An 18270-nucleotide genomic window follows, 5' to 3' on the forward strand; every position below is an offset into this window, starting at 1 on the left:
TGATTCTGATAATACCTTAAGAATCAGGTTTTATATTGCTGCTAACATATAGCGTCAGACGATCGCCTGGCTGGATGTTGGCATTCTTGTTGATAACCGTATTCCAGCGCATCACATCAGCGATATTTACGCCATGGCGTTTAGCAATGCTTGCAAGCGAATCACCCTTTCGTACTTGGTAGGTGATAGAGCCACTATTGCCTGAAACTTTAGCAACTTGCAGCGTCTGACCAACCTTAAGCGCTCCAGCGCTACGCAGATTGTTCCAGCTTTGTAAATCTTTCGTGCTGACATTAAGCCGTGCTGCAATAGCCGATAAGGTATCACCTGAACGTACCTTATACTGCTGTGACGCTGGTGTTGACTGTGTTTGCGCTAAACGTGTTGGTTGAACCGCTGCGATGTCGCCATCAGCTAGTGAGTCTTTCAACTGCTCAACATGAGCTTTAGGAACCATAATGTAATGTGGCCCATTTGGCGCGGTAACATTACGTTTATAGCCCGAGTTATAGCTCTTCAGTTTGTTCAACGACAGGCCAGCCATCTCAGCTGCTTGTGTCAACTCTATCTGCTGCCCCAATTCCACCTTGGCTAATGCCCGGCTTTCATTGGGCTGTGGCAGATTCACGCCGTATTTTTTGCTGTTTTTAAGAATGTCGCTTAAGGCCAGCATTTTAGGAACATAAATTGACGTTTCACGTGGTAACGCCAATGCCCAGAAGCTGGTCGGTTTTCCTTTTGCTTTATTCGATTTCATCGCTTGCATGACACGTCCTTCACCACTGTTGTATGCAGCAACTGTCAATAACCAGTCACCATCAAACATCGTGTTGAGGCGTTGCATCATATCCAGCGCAGCCGTCGTAGACGCAATCACGTCGCGACGCCCGTCGTACCATTGGTTCTGTTTCAAACCATAATTACGTCCTGTGCCAGGGATAATCTGCCATAGCCCAGCGGCATTGGCGGATGATGTGGCACTTGGATCAAAAGCGCTCTCCACTATGGGTAGCAGTACCAGTTCCATCGGCATCTTACGTTGCTTAATCTGCTCGACTATCCAGTACATGTACGGCTCTGCCCGTAATGTTACATCGTGGAGATAGCTCTTATTTTTCAAATAACGCATTTTTTGCTCGCGGATCCGGGCGTTATCCGGAACCTCCATCTTCAGCTCGTCGCCAATGAAGTTCCACAGATCTCGTTGCACGAGACTATCGTCATCTAGCCATCGCGCGGAGGCCTCTCGACCATCTGTGTACTTTCCTGCTTCACTTTGACTTGCCGAAGACAAACTCTGTGCATGCTGTTTAGGTTGCGAGGTGTCATGGGGTGAGACCTGACAACCTGCCAGCAAGACTGAGGCGATAATCATCGCTTTAGCCTTCATATGTTGGTCAATAGTTGCTTAAAAGACGAGCAAGGATACTTTGATTAGAGGAATAGCACAACCTAAACCTTCAAAAGCAGTCTTTCTTGCTGCGTAGCATCTCAAAAGCTTGCCAATTCTCTATATTTTCAGGTTCATTTGATAATTTTCTTTTTAAATCAATATCATGGCAGCGGAGAAATAGATTGATTCTTCTCTCCAGACCTAGTGTTGTTGGTAAACTAGACTGCGATTTTTCTCGTATCTGACTGATTTTATGAAGATAAGATTCAATATCTGGATCTTCAGGCCATATAGCATTAGAAAATTTTAAGTTTGATAGCGTGTACTCATGAGCGCAGCACACCACGGTATCGTCAGGAAGTTCTGCTATTTTTTGAATGGATTCATGCATTTGCTTCGGTGTGCCTTCAAAGATACGACCACATCCTGCTGAAAATAGCGTATCGCCACAGAACAAAAATGGCGCATTATAGTAGGCAATATGACCAGAAGTGTGTCCTGGAACCTCAATTACAGAAAATTCCGAATTTAACAAAGAGACGGTATTTCCTTCCTCAACCAGGTAGGTTGCGCCGCATTTCGCAGTTTCTTTTGGGCCAAAAACGGGCAGGTTAGGGTAATGATTGAGTATCTCACTGACGCCTCCCACGTGGTCGTTATGGTGGTGAGTGAGCAAAATTGCTTCGGGCAAAAGTGAGTTTTGAGCGAGCGCATTAAGCACTGGACTTGCCTCACCTGGATCGACGATCACACAGCGGTTTGCTTTATTGCTCAATAACCAAATGTAGTTATCCTGAAGTGCGGGGATACTGATAAGATTCATTCATCACCTCTTTTTGCTAGTAGCCTGGGGACGACAACAGAAGATGAAATCGGCACAAATCCCTCAGACCATTGTTGCACCTGATTCATGGGATGATATCACCTGCGGGCAATTTTATCGTGAGTCGCTTGAACAGGCCTTGTTGCCATGGTGGCCAAAACTCTTTGGTTTTCATCTAATCAAGATCGGGGCATTGAGTGCGGAAATCCAAGTAACAGAGTGCGCAATTGCGCATCAGGTCAATGTTGCTCCACACGGTGATAACCTTCACGTTATGGCTGATGCCTATCAATTACCCTTCTCTGAAAAGTCTATTGATGCCTGTTTGCTCGCCCAAACGCTCTCTTATTCATCGGACCCGCATCGCATTCTGCGGGAGGTTGATCGTGTTTTGGTGGATGATGGTTGGCTAATACTCAGCACGTTTAACCCGATCAGTCTGGTTGGTCTTGGCAAACTGATCCCTCGGCTTAATAAAAAGCATCCCTATTGCAGCCGCATGTTCACTCGAATGCGTATCACGGACTGGCTGGGACTATTGAACTACGAAGTTATTCATCAGACTCATTTTCACGTTACGCCATGGCGAAAGAATAAAGGGAAGTTGAATAAACATATTCCGATGCTGGGATGCCTGATGCTGATTATTGCCCGAAAGCGAACCATTCCACTGACGTTCACGCCGATGAGAGCGCGGTTGCGAAAAGCATCTGTGCGCCGCACGGTGGGCGCAACAAAGATATATCGGAGATGAGGTGGACGGCTAAGGTGATTTACTCAGCCTGATAACCGGTGTCATCAAGCGTTGGCGCACTGGCGGCAGCGCGAGCGAGTTCATCGCAGCGCTCGTTTTCTGGGTGACCCGCGTGCCCTTTTACCCATTCCCAGCGCACGGAATGGCGCTGAATCGCGCTATCCAGTCTTTTCCAGAGATCGACATTTTTGACAGGTTTTTTGTCGGCTGTTTTCCAACCACGTTTTTTCCAGTTATGAATCCAACTGGTGATTCCCTGACGAACATATTGACTGTCTGTGCTGAGTACGACGTCACAGTCGGTAGTCAGTGTTTCAAGCGCTGCAATTGCGGCCATCAACTCCATCCTGTTATTCGTCGTAAGACGATAACCAGCACTCAATGCTTTTTCGTGCTGCTTGTAGCGCAGCAGGGCACCATAACCGCCGGGGCCGGGATTACCGAGGCAAGATCCGTCGGTGAAAATTTCTACCTGTTTGCGCATCTCTGGTAGACTCTCCCTCATGGTAAAAACGGCAAGTCTGACATAAACGAAAACGATGAGCACTGAAATTACGCGACAAATCGTCCTGGATACAGAAACCACCGGTATGAATAAGCTGGGGGTTCACTACGAAGGGCATAAAATTATCGAGATCGGTGCGGTCGAAGTGATTAACCGCCGCCTGACTGGCCGTCATTTTCACGTCTACATCAAACCCGATCGTTTAGTGGATCCAGAAGCCTATAACATACATGGTATCAGCGATGAGTTTCTTGCTGATAAACCGACGTATGCTGATATTGCAGATGATTTTCTCGATTTTATCCGTGGCGCGGAATTGGTCATTCATAACGCGACGTTTGATATCGGCTTTATGGATTACGAATCTCGGTTGCTGAATCGGGATATTCCCAAGACAGAGACATTCTGTAAGATCACCGATAGCCTGTTTATGGCGCGGAAGATCTTTCCCGGTAAGCGTAACAGCTTGGATGCGCTCTGCGATCGCTATTTGATAGACAACAGCAAGCGTACGTTGCACGGCGCATTGCTCGATGCCGAAATTCTGGCAGAAGTTTATCTGGCGATGACCGGTGGTCAAACTTCTCTGACTTTTTCGATGGAAGGTGAAGCGCAGCGGCAGAATGAGAATAATGAAACTATCCAGAGGATTGTCCGCCCTCAATCGGCGTTAAAGGTGCTTTACGCTGATGAAACAGAGCTGCTCGCGCATGAACAACGTCTGGATTTGGTTGCTAAAAAAGGCGGTAGTTGCCTGTGGCGGACAGAATAACGTCGCTGAAGTGTTGCCCTTTGCGTAGCAAAACGGATTGTTTGATGATGCCTTGGGTGAGAAAATAGTCAGTAAGATGAAATTATAAACAAATAGAAACGGTTAGTTATAAAAAGCATTGACGTAATAGTGCCATCATCTTAGTATTCATCCCGCTCAGTGAGCACGAGTGGAGCGGTAGTTCAGTTGGTTAGAATACCTGCCTGTCACGCAGGGGGTCGCGGGTTCGAGCCCCGTCCGTTCCGCCACTTATTGGAGACCCTGAATCAGCAATGATTCAGGGTTTTTTCATTTATAGCCCTTATAAAAAAGAGCTGTAGAAAATAGCTTGTAGAAAAATGGCCACCGCAGAACGCGGTGGCCATTTTTTTAGAAATCCCAATCTTCGTCTTCGGTGTTGACGGCTTTACCGATCACATAAGACGAACCGGAGCCAGAAAAGAAGTCGTGGTTCTCATCGGCATTTGGCGATAGCGCCGAGAGAATCGCAGGATTCACATCCGTCATGCTGGCGGGAAACAACGCTTCATAGCCCAGATTCATCAGTGCTTTGTTGGCGTTGTAGTGAAGGAATTTCTTCACATCTTCCGTCCAACCCACGCCGTCATAGAGTTCCTGTGTATACAGCACCTCGTTATCGTACAAATCCTGTAGCAGGTCGTAAGCGAAGTTTTTTACCTGCTGCTGGCGAGCGGGATCGGCCTTCGCTAGTGCTCTCTGGAATTTGTAGCCAATATAGTAGCCGTGTACGGCTTCGTCACGAATGATAAGCCGGATTAAATCCGCCGTGTTGGTCAGCTTGGCGCGGCTTGACCAGTACATCGGCAGGTAAAATCCAGAGTAGAACAGGAATGACTCCAGAAACACGCTGGCGACTTTTTTCATCAGCGGATCGTCACTACGGTAGTGCGACAGAATAATGTCGGATTTTTTCTGTAGTGCCGGATTCTCTTCGCTCCAGCGATAAGCATCATCCACTTCGCTGGTCAGGCACAGCGTTGAGAAAATGGAGCTGTAAGAGCGAGCGTGCACGGCTTCCATAAAGCTAATGTTAGACAGCACGGCTTCTTCGTGCGGCGTCACCGCATCGGGCATTAACGTTGGTGCGCCTAGCGTATTTTGGATGGTATCCAGTAGCGTCAGGCCGGTGAACACACGAATCGTCAACTGACGTTCGCGGGTATTTAGCGTGCTCCACGACGGGATATCGTTAGAGAGCGGCACCTTTTCTGGTAACCAGAAATTAGACGTTAGCCGGTTCCAGACTTCCAAATCCTTGTCGTCTTCAATTTTGTTCCAGTTAATCGCCTGGACGCGAGTGAGTGCGGTCATGTTTCGATTTCCTTCCGCGATGGCTTATAGCGCACAGGACACACAGCCCTGAACTTCGGTGCCTTCCAGCGCCATTTGCCGTATGCGAATGTAATAAATAGTTTTAATGCCCTTGGTCCAGGCATAGATCTGCGCTTTATTGATGTCACGCGTGGTGGCGGTATCGCGGAAAAATAGCGTCAGCGACAGCCCCTGATCGACGTGCTGCGTTGCGGCGGCGTAGGTGTCGATGATCTTCTGCGGCCCGATTTCATAGGCGTCCTGGTAATACTCCAGGTTGTCGTTGTTCATGTAAGGGGCAGGGTAGTAGACGCGACCAATCTTGCCCTCTTTACGAATTTCGATGCGTGACACAATCGGGTGGATGCTGGATGTCGAGTGGTTGATATACGAAATCGAACCAGTCGGCGGAACAGCCTGCAAGTTCTGATTATAAATACCGTGTGCAATCACAGATTCGCGCAGCGCTGCCCAGTCTTGCTGGTTGGGAATGTGGATGCCAGCCTGTTCAAACAGCTCACGTGCGCGGTCTGTCGTTGGTTCCCACTGCTGTTCGATGTATTTATCAAAATACTCGCCTGTGGCGTATTTGGAGAGCTCAAAGCCTGAGAAGCGCTGATTACGCTCTATCGCTAGCGCATTCGATGCCCGAATCGCGTGGAAAGCGACGGTGTAGAAATAGATATTGGTGAAATCGATGGCTTCTTCTGTGCCGTAAAAAATACGCTCTTTCGCCAGGTAGCCGTGCAGATTCATCTGACCTAAACCAATCGCGTGCGATTCGTCGTTACCTTTTTCGATAGACGGCACAGAACTGATGTGGCTCATATCGGAAACAGCGGTCAGTGCGCGGATCGCCATTTCAACCGTCTGGCCGAAATCAGGCGATGCCATCGCATTGGCGATATTCATCGAACCGAGGTTGCAGGAGATGTCTTTGCCAATATGGCGATAGCCGAGATCGTCGTCGTACAGACTGGCATCATTAACCTGCAAAATCTCAGAACACAGGTTGCTCATATTGATGCGGCCGTGAATCGGATTCGCGCGATTCACCGTATCCTCAAACATCATGTAGGGATAACCGGATTCGAACTGGATTTCGGCGAGAACCTGGAAGAACTCGCGGGCCTTGATTTGGGATTTACGGATGCGCTTGTCGTTGACCATCTCATGGTATTTTTCGGTCACGCTAATTTCTGACAGCGGCACCCCGTAAACCTGTTCGACATCATAAGGTGAGAACAGGTACATCACCTGATTATTCTTGGCGAGTTGGAACGTGATATCGGGGATGACTACGCCCAAAGACAGCGTCTTGATACGGATTTTCTCGTCGGCATTTTCCCGTTTGGTATCCAGGAAACGCAGAATATCCGGGTGGTGCGCATTGAGGTATACCGCACCAGCCCCCTGACGTGCGCCAAGCTGGTTGGCGTAGGAGAAGGCGTCTTCCAGCATTTTCATGATAGGAATAATGCCGGACGACTGATTTTCAATACGCTTGATTGGCGCGCCGGTTTCGCGGATGTTGCTGAGCATGAAGGCTACGCCGCCACCGCGTTTTGAGAGCTGAAGCGCGGAGTTAATCGCTCGACCAATCGACTCCATATTGTCTTCAATACGGAGCAGGAAGCAGGAGACCAACTCACCGCGCTGCTTTTTACCGCAGTTGAGGAACGTCGGCGTGGCAGGCTGGAAGCGCCCGCTGATGATCTCGTCGACCAGCGCGCTAGCCAGTACGGTGTCCCCTTTGGCGAGGGCGAGTGCTACGAGGCAGACACGGTCTTCATAGCGTTCCAGATAGCGTTTGCCATCAAAGGTTTTGAGCGTATAGCCAGTGTAGTACTTGAATGCACCCAGAAAGGTTTGAAAGCGAAACTTGTGAGCGTAAGCCTGCTGGAAAAGACTCTTGATGAAATCGAAGCTGTATTGATCCAACACGTCCGCTTCGTAGTAGCCTTCTTCAACCAGATAACGCAGTTTTTCTTCCAGATTGTGGAAAAACACGGTGTTCTGGTTCACATGCTGTAGGAAATAACGGCGTGCCGCGAGCTTATCCATCTCGAACTGGATATTTCCCTCCGCGTCGTAGAGGTTCAGCATGGCATTCAGCGCATGGTAATCGAGCGAGTGGGCTTCCGCTTCGGCCTTGGTTGCCTTTACACTCACGTGGTCTGTTGTTGCCAAAATTCAGTTACTCCCTTACGCACATTTGCAACGTCTTCTGCTGTGCCTAGCAATTCAAAGCGGTACAGGTAGGGCACCTGACATTTCTGCGCGATGATGTCACCGGCGATGCAGTACGCTGCACCGAAATTGGTATTGCCTGCGGCAATCACGCCGCGCAGGTAAGCGCGATTGTGCGGATCGTTGAGAAAGATGATGACCTGACGCGGCACTGCCCCTTTCGTGCTGCCTCCGCCGTAGCTGGGGACAACCAGAATATAGGGGCGATCAACTTTCAATGCAGGCTGTTCTGTCGCTATCGGAATTCTCAGGGCTGGTAAACCAACCCTGGAAATGAAGCGATGCGTGTTTTCCGACTGGCTGGAGAAATAGACCAGCGGGTTCATAGTGCCTCCCTTACTGCAATTGCAGGGCGGCGTTCAGAGTACTGATCTTATCTGGGCGGAAGCCGCTCCAATGGTCATTGGCCGTCATCACGACGGGCACCTGCTGATAGCCCAACGCTCTTACCTGCTGTAACGCCTGTTCATCTTCAGTTAAGTCCACCAGTTGATAGTTAATTCCCTGCTTATCCAGCGCACGACATGTGGCGTTGCATTGAACACAATCTGGCTTGGTGAAAATAGTAATACGCATGATTCGTATTTACCCTTTGGCGTGAAAGAAGTATGTCGGAGCGGCTATCTTCAGGGCGCGTTCACCCGAACCGATCCACTGGGTAGCGACCCGTTACGCGAGTGCCACACAAGGAATACTAGATGTAGGCATTTAAAATTTCAACCACACAAGATATATGATTTTTAGTTGGCCTTATCTAAATTAACGCGAACCCAGATGTGGCAAGGCCGTTAGAGAATGCAAGTAAAAAATGCAGAAAGAAATAAATGTGATGCACATCATTCTTGACGAAATAGTGTGCGAAAAAACGAAAAGGGAAGGAGGAGGAAATAGAAAGAACGACTTTTGCTCGATCAGAATAAAACCGTGATGCTGGTTGATGACAATGTCTGATAGCCGCGGATGTCTCAGGAGCTCTATTTACCAAAGGCTGTCGACAAACTTATTTACCGAACGAAAACGGTAGTAACGGAATAGAAGAGTAAAGCGTCCGCGACAAGGATGTCGCGGCTCGAGCGTACAGGGATGTATTCACAGCGTCTTTACGATCTATCCGTTATTACCGCATGGCAGGCTTTGTCAGCAGTATCAGGCAGCAACGCTGCCTTTGGCGGTCGATTACAGGACGGGCAGGTTTCTGCCGTAATAGATCTCCTGCATTTCGTGATACAGCAGATCGGTGATTCTTTTCCGTTCGGCAGCGCTGAGTTCTTCTGGGCTGACGTTGAACAGGTAATGCTTAAGGTCGAAGTCTTTCAATAACATCTTGGTATGAAAGATATTTTCCTGATACACGTTCACGTCCATCATGTGATAGAGCGATTTCATATCCTCGGACATGAAGTTTTGGACTGAGTTGATTTGATGGTCGATAAAATGCTTTATGCCATTAACATCACGAGTGAATCCCCGCACGCGATAGTCAATGGTCACAATATCGGATTCAAGCTGGTGGATGAGGTAGTTCAGCGCTTTCAGCGGTGAGATTATGCCACAGGTAGAAACTTCGATATCTGCGCGGAAGGTGCAAAGCCCGCCTTCGGGGTGGCTTTCCGGGTAGGTATGAACGCAGATATGGCTTTTATCCAGATGCGCAACGACGGAGTTAGGCAGCGGGCCAGGGTGTTCTGATGTGTCCACGTCACGCGGATCGATAGGTTCTTCGCTGACCAGAATGGTTACGCTAGCGCCTTGTGGGTCATAGTCCTGGCGCGCGATGTTAAGGACGTTGGCACCGATAATTGAGCAGGTTTCAGTGAGGATCTCTGTTAAACGGTTAGCATTATATTGCTCATCGATATAGGCGATATAACCATCGCGATCGTCGGCCGTTTTGGTGTAACAGATATCGTAGATACAAAAACTCAGGCTTTTCGTCAGGTTGTTAAAGCCGTGTAGCTTCAGCTTGTGCAATTTACGTCACCCCCTTGTGGCTGTGTGATTACCCTAAGTGATGGATTATTGCGCATTCTGTAGCGCACTCAACAGATACTGTGGCAGGGCAAAGCTGCCGATGTGAACATCAGGCGTGTAATAGCGACAGGTGATGCCGGATTGCGAGAAACGCTGGCGCAGGGTTGCGGCATCTATCTGGCGCAGTGCCGGGTTATTGCTGGCCCAGGCGAATGTCATAATGCCGCCGTAATACGTCGGGATCGCCGCCTGATAAAAGCTGACATCATTAAAATAGTGGCCGAGTTTTTTATGGCTGCCGATGGCTTCATCCTGTTGCAGGAAACACACGCCATTCTGAGCGACAAAGATCCCGCCTTCGTTCAGGCAGCGGGCGCAACCCTGATAGAAATCTGAGGTGAACAGGCTCTCGCCAGGGCCGATGGGGTCGGTGCAATCGGAAATAATGACGTCAAACTTTTCGCTGGACTGTCTGACGAAGTTGACGCCGTCATCGATCACCAGCTTAAAACGTGGGTCGTCATAGCTACCCGCGCTGTGGTTGGGCAAATACTGGCGACAGAATTCCACCACGCCAGCATCGATTTCCACCATCGTGATTTGCTCGACACCGCGGTGTCGGCTGACTTCCCGCAGCATGCCGCCATCGCCGCCACCGATAATCAGTACGCGTTTGGCGTTGCCATGCGACAGAAGAGGAACGTGGGTGAGCATTTCGTGATAGATGAATTCATCGCGCTCGGTGGTTTGCACCACGCCATCAAGCGCCATCACGCGGCCTAATGCGTCGTTTTCGAAGATGATGAGATCTTGATGATCGGTCTTCTCGTGATACAACACGCGATCAACCGAAAAATACTGGCCAAAGTTGGCATGCAGGGTTTCATACCAAATTTCTTTCTGGGACATGTTAGAGCTTCCTCCGCGATAACAGCCATGAAAATTGGCGCGCCATCATAGCCGACTCTTTTACCGCTTGCACGGTCAACTTTCAGTCAATGCGGAGGAGCAAAGGAATTATTGTGCGTAGGAGAGCAAGCCAAGTGAATTACGTGCCAGAGACTGACATTTCTTCGGTGTCGGGATAGCGATTTTACTGAGATCGCGATAACTGTCTTCACCCATTGCCGTCATGTCGTAAGCGTTGTAGTTGCTGAGGTCCCAGCGATTCTGCTGAGCAAAGGCAACCAGCGTCCGACGAATTTGCTCATTCGGCAGGTCTTGATAGCCACAGTGGTTTTTCAGATAGACAAAGATCGCGGTCAGATCGGCCAGATCTTCCGCTTCAAATTCATTCAGCGCCTTGCTGGCGGAAGAGAAGCTCATCAGGCTTAGCAGGAGCAGAGCCAGCGCAGAGTTTTTCATGGTTGAACCTGTTCCAAATATCGTCAGATGACGTTATCACAGATATCCCATGGGATTCCAAGTTTTCTTACGGGAAACATCTGATATCCCGCGCTATTCTTCAAGCTGCATGGGCGTTGGTTTTGTTACTTTATTCATTCGTGGACCTCGTCCTGTCGGGCTCAGGCTGTACGTGGTGAAAAATACTCACGTTTTTCCCTACAACTCGAATTATTTAGGGGATCGTGATAAAAAATAAGTACTGAGAAGATGGAAAGCGCATGAGTGTAATCTTTTGAAATAATTAACATTTATTTTATCGATGCTAAGTAATGAAAATCATCTTGGGTTAATCGTAGGATTAGAGCCTATTTATCGCTGTTTGATACGATGACGCGGCTGTCAGGCTCTGTTATTAATAACAGCGATCTCATCCAATACAGTTTTTATTCTATGATCTCCGGTGTCTGGCGCGTCAGTAGTTGGTTGTTGGCGGGACTGTTGCTGCTTCCTTTAGCGACGGTTTTTTATCAGGCTTTTTTTGCCAGCGGACTGGGGTTTGCGCAACTGTGGCAAATCGGTTTACCCACTTACCTGATACATTCTGCAGCCATCGTAATGGGGACGCTTTTCTTCAGTCTACTGTTTGGCTTGCCTTCGGCCTGGTTTATCGCCATGTACCGCTTTCCCGGCCATCGCGTATTGCAATGGGCGCTTTGCCTGCCGCTTGCGATGCCTGCTTTCCTGCTCGCTTACCTTTATACCGATGCGTTACGGCACCTGTTCCTGTTGTTAAGGGAAGAAGGACTGCGGATAGCATCGCCGTGGGGAGAATCCTACGTTGCTGGGCTACCCGTTTCACTTGGCTGTGTGAGTTTGGTTCTGGCGCTGGTGTTGTATCCCTACATTTACCTGTTGGTGCGTGAAGCGTTAGTAAAACAACCTGCCAGTCTGATTCATTCAGCTCGCTTACTGAATCAGACGCGCGCTCAGGTATTCCGCCGCTTATGTTTGCCTATTGCACTGCCGGCGATTGCCTGTGGTGGTGCGTTAGTGGTGGTCGAGACATTGGGTGATTATGGTGCGGCGTCTTATCTGGGTATTCCAACCATGACAACACAGGTGCTGGATATCTGGCAGGGACAGGGCGATTTGGGGGCAGCCGCGCGCCTTGGGGTATTGATTCTGCCCGCGATTTTTCTCTTGATGTTTCTGGTTAATCTCTGGCGTCGGAAGCAGAAAATTTATCAAGCTCAAGCGAATTCCTCTCTGGTTGTGCCGCCTGTATTGAGTGGTTGGCGCAGCAGGGCGGTTCGCTGTTATTGCTGGGGCGTTGTTTGTTTGTCGTTCCTGTTGCCAGTTCTATATCTACTCTTTCTCGCTATCCGACACATGATGTCGATATGGGATATGGCATTCCTCCACGCGGTGATGAATAGCCTGTTGGCGTCCGCCACGGCGACCATCATCATTACGTTAATGACACTGTCGTTTATCTTCTACACACGCACGGCTGGCGTGTTCGCCAATCAGACGCCGGTTCGGCTGGTTAGCCTGAGTTTTGCCTTACCTGGCGCGGTACTAGCCGTCGGGCTGTTTACCTTGCTGTCGCTGGTGGATAGCGGAATAAATCTGTTTGCCAGCGCTGCCGGGCTTCCCAGTGCGGACGCTTTGCTGGCAGGGTCGCTATTTATTCTCATTGTTGCCTATAGCGTTAAATTTGGACGTCTGATGCTGGACAGTCTTGAGCGCAGTATGGAAGCCATTCCAAGGTCGCTGGACAGCGCGAGTCTCGTGCTGGGGGCTTCTCCCCTTAACCGTTGGTCACGCGTACATATTCCGCTGCTGCGTCGCAGCATGTTCATCGGGGCGTTGCTGATCTTCACTGAAAGTATGAAAGAGCTGAATATCTCGCTGCTGCTGCGTCCTTTTGGGATTGATACGTTGGCAACGTATGTTTTTCGCTTTACGGCGAGTGAGCAGATTGCGTCATTGGCTTTTCCAGCGCTGATGTTAGTCGCGGTAGGGCTGATACCGGTTTTCTGGCTGAATCGCGCACTGAATATAAAAGGATAGTCACATGGCCGCGTCGATAGATATTCTGAGCGTTCAGGCGGTAAGTTGTACGTTGCAGCAGTCTCCCGTGTTGGAGAACATCTCATTTGCCGTGCGCAATGATGAGACTATCTGTCTGCTGGGCAGGAACGGCTGCGGTAAAACGGCGCTATTACAGGTGATCGCGGGCCTGCTGCCGATTACTCAGGGCAAGATTTTGCTAGAGGGAGAGCCTGTCAGCTCACCGCAGGAATATGTCTTGCCTGAACTGCGTCAGATTGGACTGATTTTTCAGGACTATGCGCTTTTTCCGCATCTCACCGTGGAAGGCAATATTGCGTTTGGTTTATATGGCCGCCCGGAAAGCGAGGTGAAGCCCATCTGTGCGGAGATGCTGGCGCTCTTGCAGTTGGATGATGTCGCTGCGCGTTATCCACACGAGTTATCTAATGAACAGCAGCAGCGTTTGGCGATTGCCCGTGCGCTGGCCTGTGAGCCAAAGCTATTGCTGCTGGACGAGCCATTTCCAGGTCTGGACAGCCAGACTCGCTATCGCCTGATCACCGAGTTACGGCAGGTTCTCAAACAGCGTCATGTCGCGGCGGTTTTCGCCACTCATAGCAGAGAGGAAGCCTTTGCCTGCGCCGACCATCTGATTCTGCTGGATGAAGGGAAGATCATGCAGCAGGGCTACCCATCCGAGCTGTATCATCGTCCGAATAGCCGCTTTGTGGCTGATTTTATGGGGAATACGAACTATTTGCCTGTGAAAATTATGAGCGACCATCAATGGCAGAGCCCATTGGGCGATCACCACGCGACACATCCGCTCAATCAGTCGATCGATTCGCAGTGCGATTGGATGGTGCGTCCGGCAGATGTAGCGCTCGCGCTCGATCCCGATGGCCCGGCGTCGATCGAAGATCGATTATTTATGGGCACGTCAAATTTGTATCGGGTGAAGCTGGGAGAGCTGATGCTGCTGGTGCAGACCGGCAACTGGTTTGAACCAGGACAGCAGGTGCGTTTAAGCATTAAGACGGATCCTCCGGTCTTGTATCCTGCTTTACCGACCGTCAGCAATACGGCTGAAAGCCCCGAAACGAAATGATTACGCCTCTGAGTGCAGATCTGATGCAGGCATGAGCCAAGCGCTGTTGTGCTTTTCAAACCCCAATTTCGGGTAGTAATCCACCGCCAGCGGTGCGGCCAGCAAAATAATTTTGCAGCCTTTTTCCAACTGCTGGGCGGTTTGCTGAATCAGCTTCTTTCCTATTCCCGCATGCTGACAGTCGTCTGATACCGCCAGATCGGACAGATAACAGCAAAAATGAAAATCCGTCACGCTGCGCGCAATGCCAACCAGTGTTTCCCCTTGCCATGCGGAAACCAGTAGGTTGGCGTGCTTAAGCATACCTGCAATCGCCGTCTCATCATCCAGCGGACGGCGCGGTCCCAATGAGGTTTTCGCCAAGAGCTCAACGAACTGCTGGCTGGAAAGCGGGGCGTTCACTTTGTAGCAAACATCCACAGGTGGTGTGCTCATGATGTCTCCTTCATGGTGTGGTTTCTGATATACTTCGCGCGCCTGGGCACTGCCCAGACTGATTTAAACATCAGCATTGGCGCATCATCGATAATGAGTCTGTCATTTTGCCGATGGTGCTGAATACCTTACTTCAAAGAGTTATCAGTATGATGAAACATACCGTGGAAGTCATGATTTCTGAGCAGGAAGTGATGGCGCGGGTTGCCGAACTGGGGCAACAGATCAGCGGACACTACCGCGATAGCGGCAGCGATATGGTGCTGGTGGGGCTATTACGCGGATCGTTTATCTTTATGGCTGATTTATGCCGGGCGATCGATGTCCCTCACGAAGTAGATTTCATGACTGCATCCAGCTATGGCAGCGGTATGAACAGTACGCGCGATGTTAAAATCCTGAAAGATTTGGATGAAGATATTCGCGGTAAGGACGTATTGATCGTCGAAGATATCATCGACTCGGGCAATACGCTGAGCAGAGTGCGGGAAATTCTGCAACTGCGTGAGCCGAAATCGTTGGCTATCTGTACGTTGCTGGACAAACCGGAGCGCCGTGAAGTGGCAGTGAAAGTGGAGTGGGTTGGGTTCTCGATCCCTGATGAGTTCGTCGTGGGTTACGGTATCGACTATGCTCAGCACTATCGCCATTTACCTTACGTCGGCAAGGTTGTTCCGCAAGAATAACAGCCAAGATAAGGCCGATGCCGTGAGCGACGCCCAGCGAGTGGGCGTCAGACAGCGAATCAAGACAGCGTGGAAATCGCGCGGCGATAACGCTGTTCTAGCGTCTCTCGGTTGGTCGCAGTCACTTCCAGATCGCGCAGACGGCCATCCTGAATACCGTAAACCCAACCGTGGATTGTGACTTTTTGCCCACGCTTCCATGCGGACTGCATGATGGTGGAGTGGCCGAGGTTATAAACCTGCTCGACAACGTTGATTTCACAGAGCGTATTCAGGCGCTGTTCGGGAGGCAATTCCCCCAGCAGCGAACTATGCTTGTACCACAAATCACGGATATGCAGCAGCCAGTTGTTAATCAAACCCAATTCAGGGTTTTCCACCGCCGCCTGAACACCGCCACAGCCGTAGTGGCCGCAGATGATGATGTGTTCGACTTCGAGAACTTCGACAGCATACTGTACAACTGACAGGCAATTGAGATCGGTGTGAATGACCAGATTTGCGACGTTACGGTGAACAAACAGCTCACCAGGTTCAAGGCTTGTCAGACTTTCCGCAGGTACGCGACTGTCCGAGCATCCAATCCATAGAAAACGAGGACGTTGTGCCTGCGCCAGACGTTCAAAATAGCCAGGATCCTCTTCCACCATCGTTTTAGACCAAAGCTGGTTGTTCGCGATGAGCGTTTCAATTTCTTTCATGAAAGTAAATGACCTGTAACAAACAAGGGGCAGTGGGGAGTAATATAAGGCAACATGCGTCGTTTGAAAAACGATAGTTTATACTCGTCATACTTCAAATTTCATGTGCGTTGGCTGCGTTCACTCACCCGAATCACTTACTTGAGTAAGCTCATCGGGATGAAATGAGAGACATCCTGTCTCTCACCGGATGCCAGCCGTTGGCTGGTCAAATTCGTTCCCGACGAATTTGTCCTTCTCTTGCCGCGTTACGATGCTCATGGTTGAGCATCGCCCTAAAGGGCCAACGCGTTGCGTTGTTCAAAACGTTAACGTTTTGTCCTGAAACTTGAATTATTTAGAGTATTTATTTGTCACACTTCGAATCTGTAGAACTCACTGATAATAAGGCAATCCATTTCTTATGACATATGCACTGGAACTGGCGCAACTAACCAAAACTTATTCGGGAGGCGTCAAGGCGTTACGGGGAATCGACCTGAACGTGGAAGCGGGGGATTTCTATGCGCTACTGGGGCCGAACGGCGCAGGAAAATCGACCACGATTGGGATTATCAGCTCGTTGGTGAACAAAACTGCCGGTAAAGTTCGCGTCTTTGGCTACGACCTTGAACTGGATAAAGTCAATGCGAAGCGCCAACTGGGGTTGGTTCCGCAGGAATTTAACTTCAATCCTTTCGAAACCGTATTACAGATCGTGGTTAATCAGGCGGGTTACTATGGCGTTAAACGTCAGGATGCGTTGCCGCGTGCCGAAAAATACCTGAAACAGCTGGATCTGTGGGAGAAACGTAACGAAAAAGCGATGATGTTGTCCGGCGGGATGAAGCGTCGCTTGATGATCGCACGTGCGTTAATGCATGAGCCTAAGCTGCTGATTCTTGATGAGCCGACCGCTGGTGTGGATATCGAATTACGTCGTTCCATGTGGGGCTTTTTGAAGGAGCTGAATGCGCAGGGCACCACGATTATCCTGACGACGCACTATCTGGAAGAAGCGGAAATGCTGTGCCGCAACATCGGGATCATCCAGCGGGGAGAGCTGGTGGAGAATACCTCGATGAAGCAGTTGCTTGCTCAGCTTAAGTCCGAAACGTTTATTTTCGATCTGGCGGCGAAAAGCCCGCTACCACAGATTGAAGGTTATGTGTTCCGCCTGACAGATACGTCAACGCTGGAAGTGGATGTGATGCGCGAGCAAGGCCTGAACGCGTTATTCAGCCAGCTAAGCGCGCAAGGGATAACAATATTAAGTATGCGTAATAAAGCTAACCGGTTGGAAGAGCTGTTTGTCACGTTGGTTAATGGGGACGGGGCGAACGGTAAGGGAGAAAAGGCATGATGCATTTGTATTGGGTGGCGCTACAGAGTATTTGGGTTAAAGAAGTGACCCGATTTGGGCGGATCTGGATTCAGACGCTGGTGCCACCAGTGATCACCATGACACTGTACTTTATTATTTTCGGCAACCTGATCGGCTCACGTATTGGTGAAATGCATGGTTTCACTTACATGCAGTTTATCGTGCCGGGTCTGATCATGATGGCGGTGATTACCAACGCGTATGCCAATGTGGCCTCTTCCTTTTTCAGCGCCAAGTTTCAGCGCAATATTGAAGAGTTACTGGTCGCACCGGTGCCAACGCATGTGATTATTGCGGGTTATATTGGTGGGGGAATCGCGCGTGGTGTCTGCGTTGGTGTACTGGTTACTGCCGTGTCGTTGTTCTTCGTTCCGCTGCATGTTCATGCCTGGTGGATCATCGTTCTGACGCTGTTACTGACGGCGACGCTGTTCTCGCTGGCGGGATTACTGAATGCAGTGTTTGCGAAAACCTTTGATGATATCAGCCTGATTCCGACGTTTGTGTTGACGCCGCTGACCTATCTGGGCGGCGTGTTCTACTCGTTAACGCTGTTGCCGCCTGTCTGGCAGGCCATTTCCAAACTGAATCCAGTGGTGTACATGATTAGCGGTTTCCGCTATGGCTTCCTCGGGATTCAGGATGTGCCGCTGCTGTTTACGATGTCGGTACTAATTGCCTTTATCGTGGTGTTTTATCTGCTGGTCTGGTGGTTGATTGAACGTGGACGCGGGCTGCGGACGTAGTTTGTCAGTTATACATAGCTTGATGAGAA

The 18270-nt window shown here is 49.8% G+C and carries 19 protein-coding genes and 1 tRNA gene; 8 read left to right on the top strand and 12 right to left on the bottom strand.

Annotated features, from left to right (window positions below):
• Positions 1–16: 16 nt before the first annotated feature.
• Positions 17–1390 (bottom strand): murein transglycosylase D, encoded by a 1374-nt coding sequence (gene mltD / locus DUT67_RS05705; protein WP_113631559.1) that lies wholly within the window; start codon positions 1388–1390, stop codon positions 17–19.
• Between the two features lie 70 nt (positions 1391–1460).
• Positions 1461–2216, bottom strand: a complete 756-nt coding sequence (gene gloB / locus DUT67_RS05710) for a hydroxyacylglutathione hydrolase (protein ID WP_113631560.1) — start codon at positions 2214–2216, stop codon at positions 1461–1463.
• Positions 2217–2259: 43 nt separating this feature from the next.
• Between gloB and DUT67_RS05715 the strand changes: the two genes are divergently transcribed.
• The gene (locus DUT67_RS05715) at positions 2260–2970 is read left to right on the top strand and encodes a class I SAM-dependent methyltransferase (protein ID WP_113631561.1); all 711 of its coding nucleotides are present in this window, start codon (positions 2260–2262) and stop codon (positions 2968–2970) included.
• A gap of 19 nt (positions 2971–2989) precedes the next feature.
• Here DUT67_RS05715 and rnhA read toward each other — a convergent pair whose 3' ends face one another.
• Positions 2990–3556, bottom strand: coding sequence for a ribonuclease HI (gene rnhA, locus DUT67_RS05720; protein WP_167389302.1), 567 nt, complete (start codon positions 3554–3556; stop codon positions 2990–2992).
• Between rnhA and dnaQ the strand changes: the two genes are divergently transcribed.
• Positions 3510–4247, top strand: a complete 738-nt coding sequence (gene dnaQ / locus DUT67_RS05725; protein ID WP_048261657.1) for a DNA polymerase III subunit epsilon — start codon at positions 3510–3512, stop codon at positions 4245–4247. The genes rnhA and dnaQ overlap by 47 nt on opposite strands.
• Positions 4248–4418: 171 nt before the next feature.
• Positions 4419–4495 (top strand) — tRNA-Asp (locus DUT67_RS05730).
• 121 nt (positions 4496–4616) lie between these two features.
• Here DUT67_RS05730 and nrdF read toward each other — a convergent pair.
• From nrdF to DUT67_RS05765, 7 genes are all read right to left on the bottom strand, one after another.
• Positions 4617–5579, bottom strand: coding sequence for a class 1b ribonucleoside-diphosphate reductase subunit beta (gene nrdF / locus DUT67_RS05735; protein ID WP_048261654.1), 963 nt, complete (start codon positions 5577–5579; stop codon positions 4617–4619).
• A gap of 24 nt (positions 5580–5603) precedes the next feature.
• Positions 5604–7769, bottom strand: a complete 2166-nt coding sequence (nrdE, locus tag DUT67_RS05740) for a class 1b ribonucleoside-diphosphate reductase subunit alpha (protein WP_113631562.1) — start codon at positions 7767–7769, stop codon at positions 5604–5606.
• Entirely contained in the window at positions 7748–8155 is a 408-nt protein-coding gene (nrdI, locus tag DUT67_RS05745) for a class Ib ribonucleoside-diphosphate reductase assembly flavoprotein NrdI (protein WP_010280810.1), read from the bottom strand. The genes nrdE and nrdI overlap by 22 nt, the downstream gene beginning before the upstream one ends.
• A 10-nt stretch (positions 8156–8165) precedes the next feature.
• Complete coding sequence (gene nrdH / locus DUT67_RS05750; RefSeq protein WP_011094848.1) at positions 8166–8405, bottom strand: glutaredoxin-like protein NrdH; 240 nt, start codon at positions 8403–8405, stop codon at positions 8166–8168.
• A gap of 600 nt (positions 8406–9005) precedes the next feature.
• Positions 9006–9800 (bottom strand): adenosylmethionine decarboxylase, encoded by a 795-nt coding sequence (gene speD, locus DUT67_RS05755; protein ID WP_113631563.1) that lies wholly within the window; start codon positions 9798–9800, stop codon positions 9006–9008.
• Positions 9801–9845: 45 nt separating this feature from the next.
• Positions 9846–10709 (bottom strand): polyamine aminopropyltransferase, encoded by an 864-nt coding sequence (speE, locus tag DUT67_RS05760; protein ID WP_113631564.1) that lies wholly within the window; start codon positions 10707–10709, stop codon positions 9846–9848.
• 108 nt (positions 10710–10817) lie between these two features.
• Positions 10818–11165: a YacC family pilotin-like protein gene (locus DUT67_RS05765; RefSeq protein WP_011094845.1), complete on the bottom strand. Its 348-nt coding sequence runs from the start codon at positions 11163–11165 to the stop codon at positions 10818–10820.
• 369 nt (positions 11166–11534) lie between these two features.
• Here DUT67_RS05765 and DUT67_RS05770 point away from each other — a divergent pair, with 369 nt between their 5' ends.
• The gene (locus tag DUT67_RS05770) at positions 11535–13220 is read left to right on the top strand and encodes an iron ABC transporter permease (RefSeq protein ID WP_113631565.1); all 1686 of its coding nucleotides are present in this window, start codon (positions 11535–11537) and stop codon (positions 13218–13220) included.
• A gap of 4 nt (positions 13221–13224) precedes the next feature.
• Positions 13225–14310 carry an ABC transporter ATP-binding protein gene (locus DUT67_RS05775; protein WP_113631566.1) on the top strand — a complete coding sequence of 362 codons (1086 nt, stop codon included), beginning with the start codon at positions 13225–13227 and terminating at the stop codon, positions 14308–14310.
• Here the strand turns inward: DUT67_RS05775 and DUT67_RS05780 are convergent, their stop codons facing one another.
• A complete protein-coding gene (locus DUT67_RS05780) occupies positions 14311–14745 on the bottom strand; it encodes a GNAT family N-acetyltransferase (RefSeq protein WP_113627953.1) in 435 nt (144 codons plus the stop codon).
• Between the two features lie 152 nt (positions 14746–14897).
• Here DUT67_RS05780 and hpt point away from each other — a divergent pair, with 152 nt between their 5' ends.
• Positions 14898–15431, top strand: a complete 534-nt coding sequence (gene hpt, locus DUT67_RS05785) for a hypoxanthine phosphoribosyltransferase (protein ID WP_189339462.1) — start codon at positions 14898–14900, stop codon at positions 15429–15431.
• 59 nt (positions 15432–15490) lie between these two features.
• Here hpt and can read toward each other — a convergent pair whose 3' ends face one another.
• Positions 15491–16132 (bottom strand): carbonate dehydratase, encoded by a 642-nt coding sequence (gene can, locus DUT67_RS05790; RefSeq protein WP_005969011.1) that lies wholly within the window; start codon positions 16130–16132, stop codon positions 15491–15493.
• A gap of 403 nt (positions 16133–16535) precedes the next feature.
• Here can and DUT67_RS05795 point away from each other — a divergent pair, with 403 nt between their 5' ends.
• On the top strand, positions 16536–17474 hold the full coding sequence (locus DUT67_RS05795) for an ABC transporter ATP-binding protein (RefSeq protein WP_113631568.1): 939 nt from the start codon (positions 16536–16538) through the stop codon (positions 17472–17474).
• On the top strand, positions 17471–18241 hold the full coding sequence (locus tag DUT67_RS05800; RefSeq protein WP_039307158.1) for an ABC transporter permease: 771 nt from the start codon (positions 17471–17473) through the stop codon (positions 18239–18241). The genes DUT67_RS05795 and DUT67_RS05800 overlap by 4 nt, the downstream gene beginning before the upstream one ends.
• Positions 18242–18270: the final 29 nt, after the last annotated feature.

The sequence above is a fragment of the Pectobacterium peruviense genome, assembly GCF_003312355.2.
Taxonomy (GTDB): Bacteria; Pseudomonadota; Gammaproteobacteria; order Enterobacterales; family Enterobacteriaceae; genus Pectobacterium; species Pectobacterium peruviense.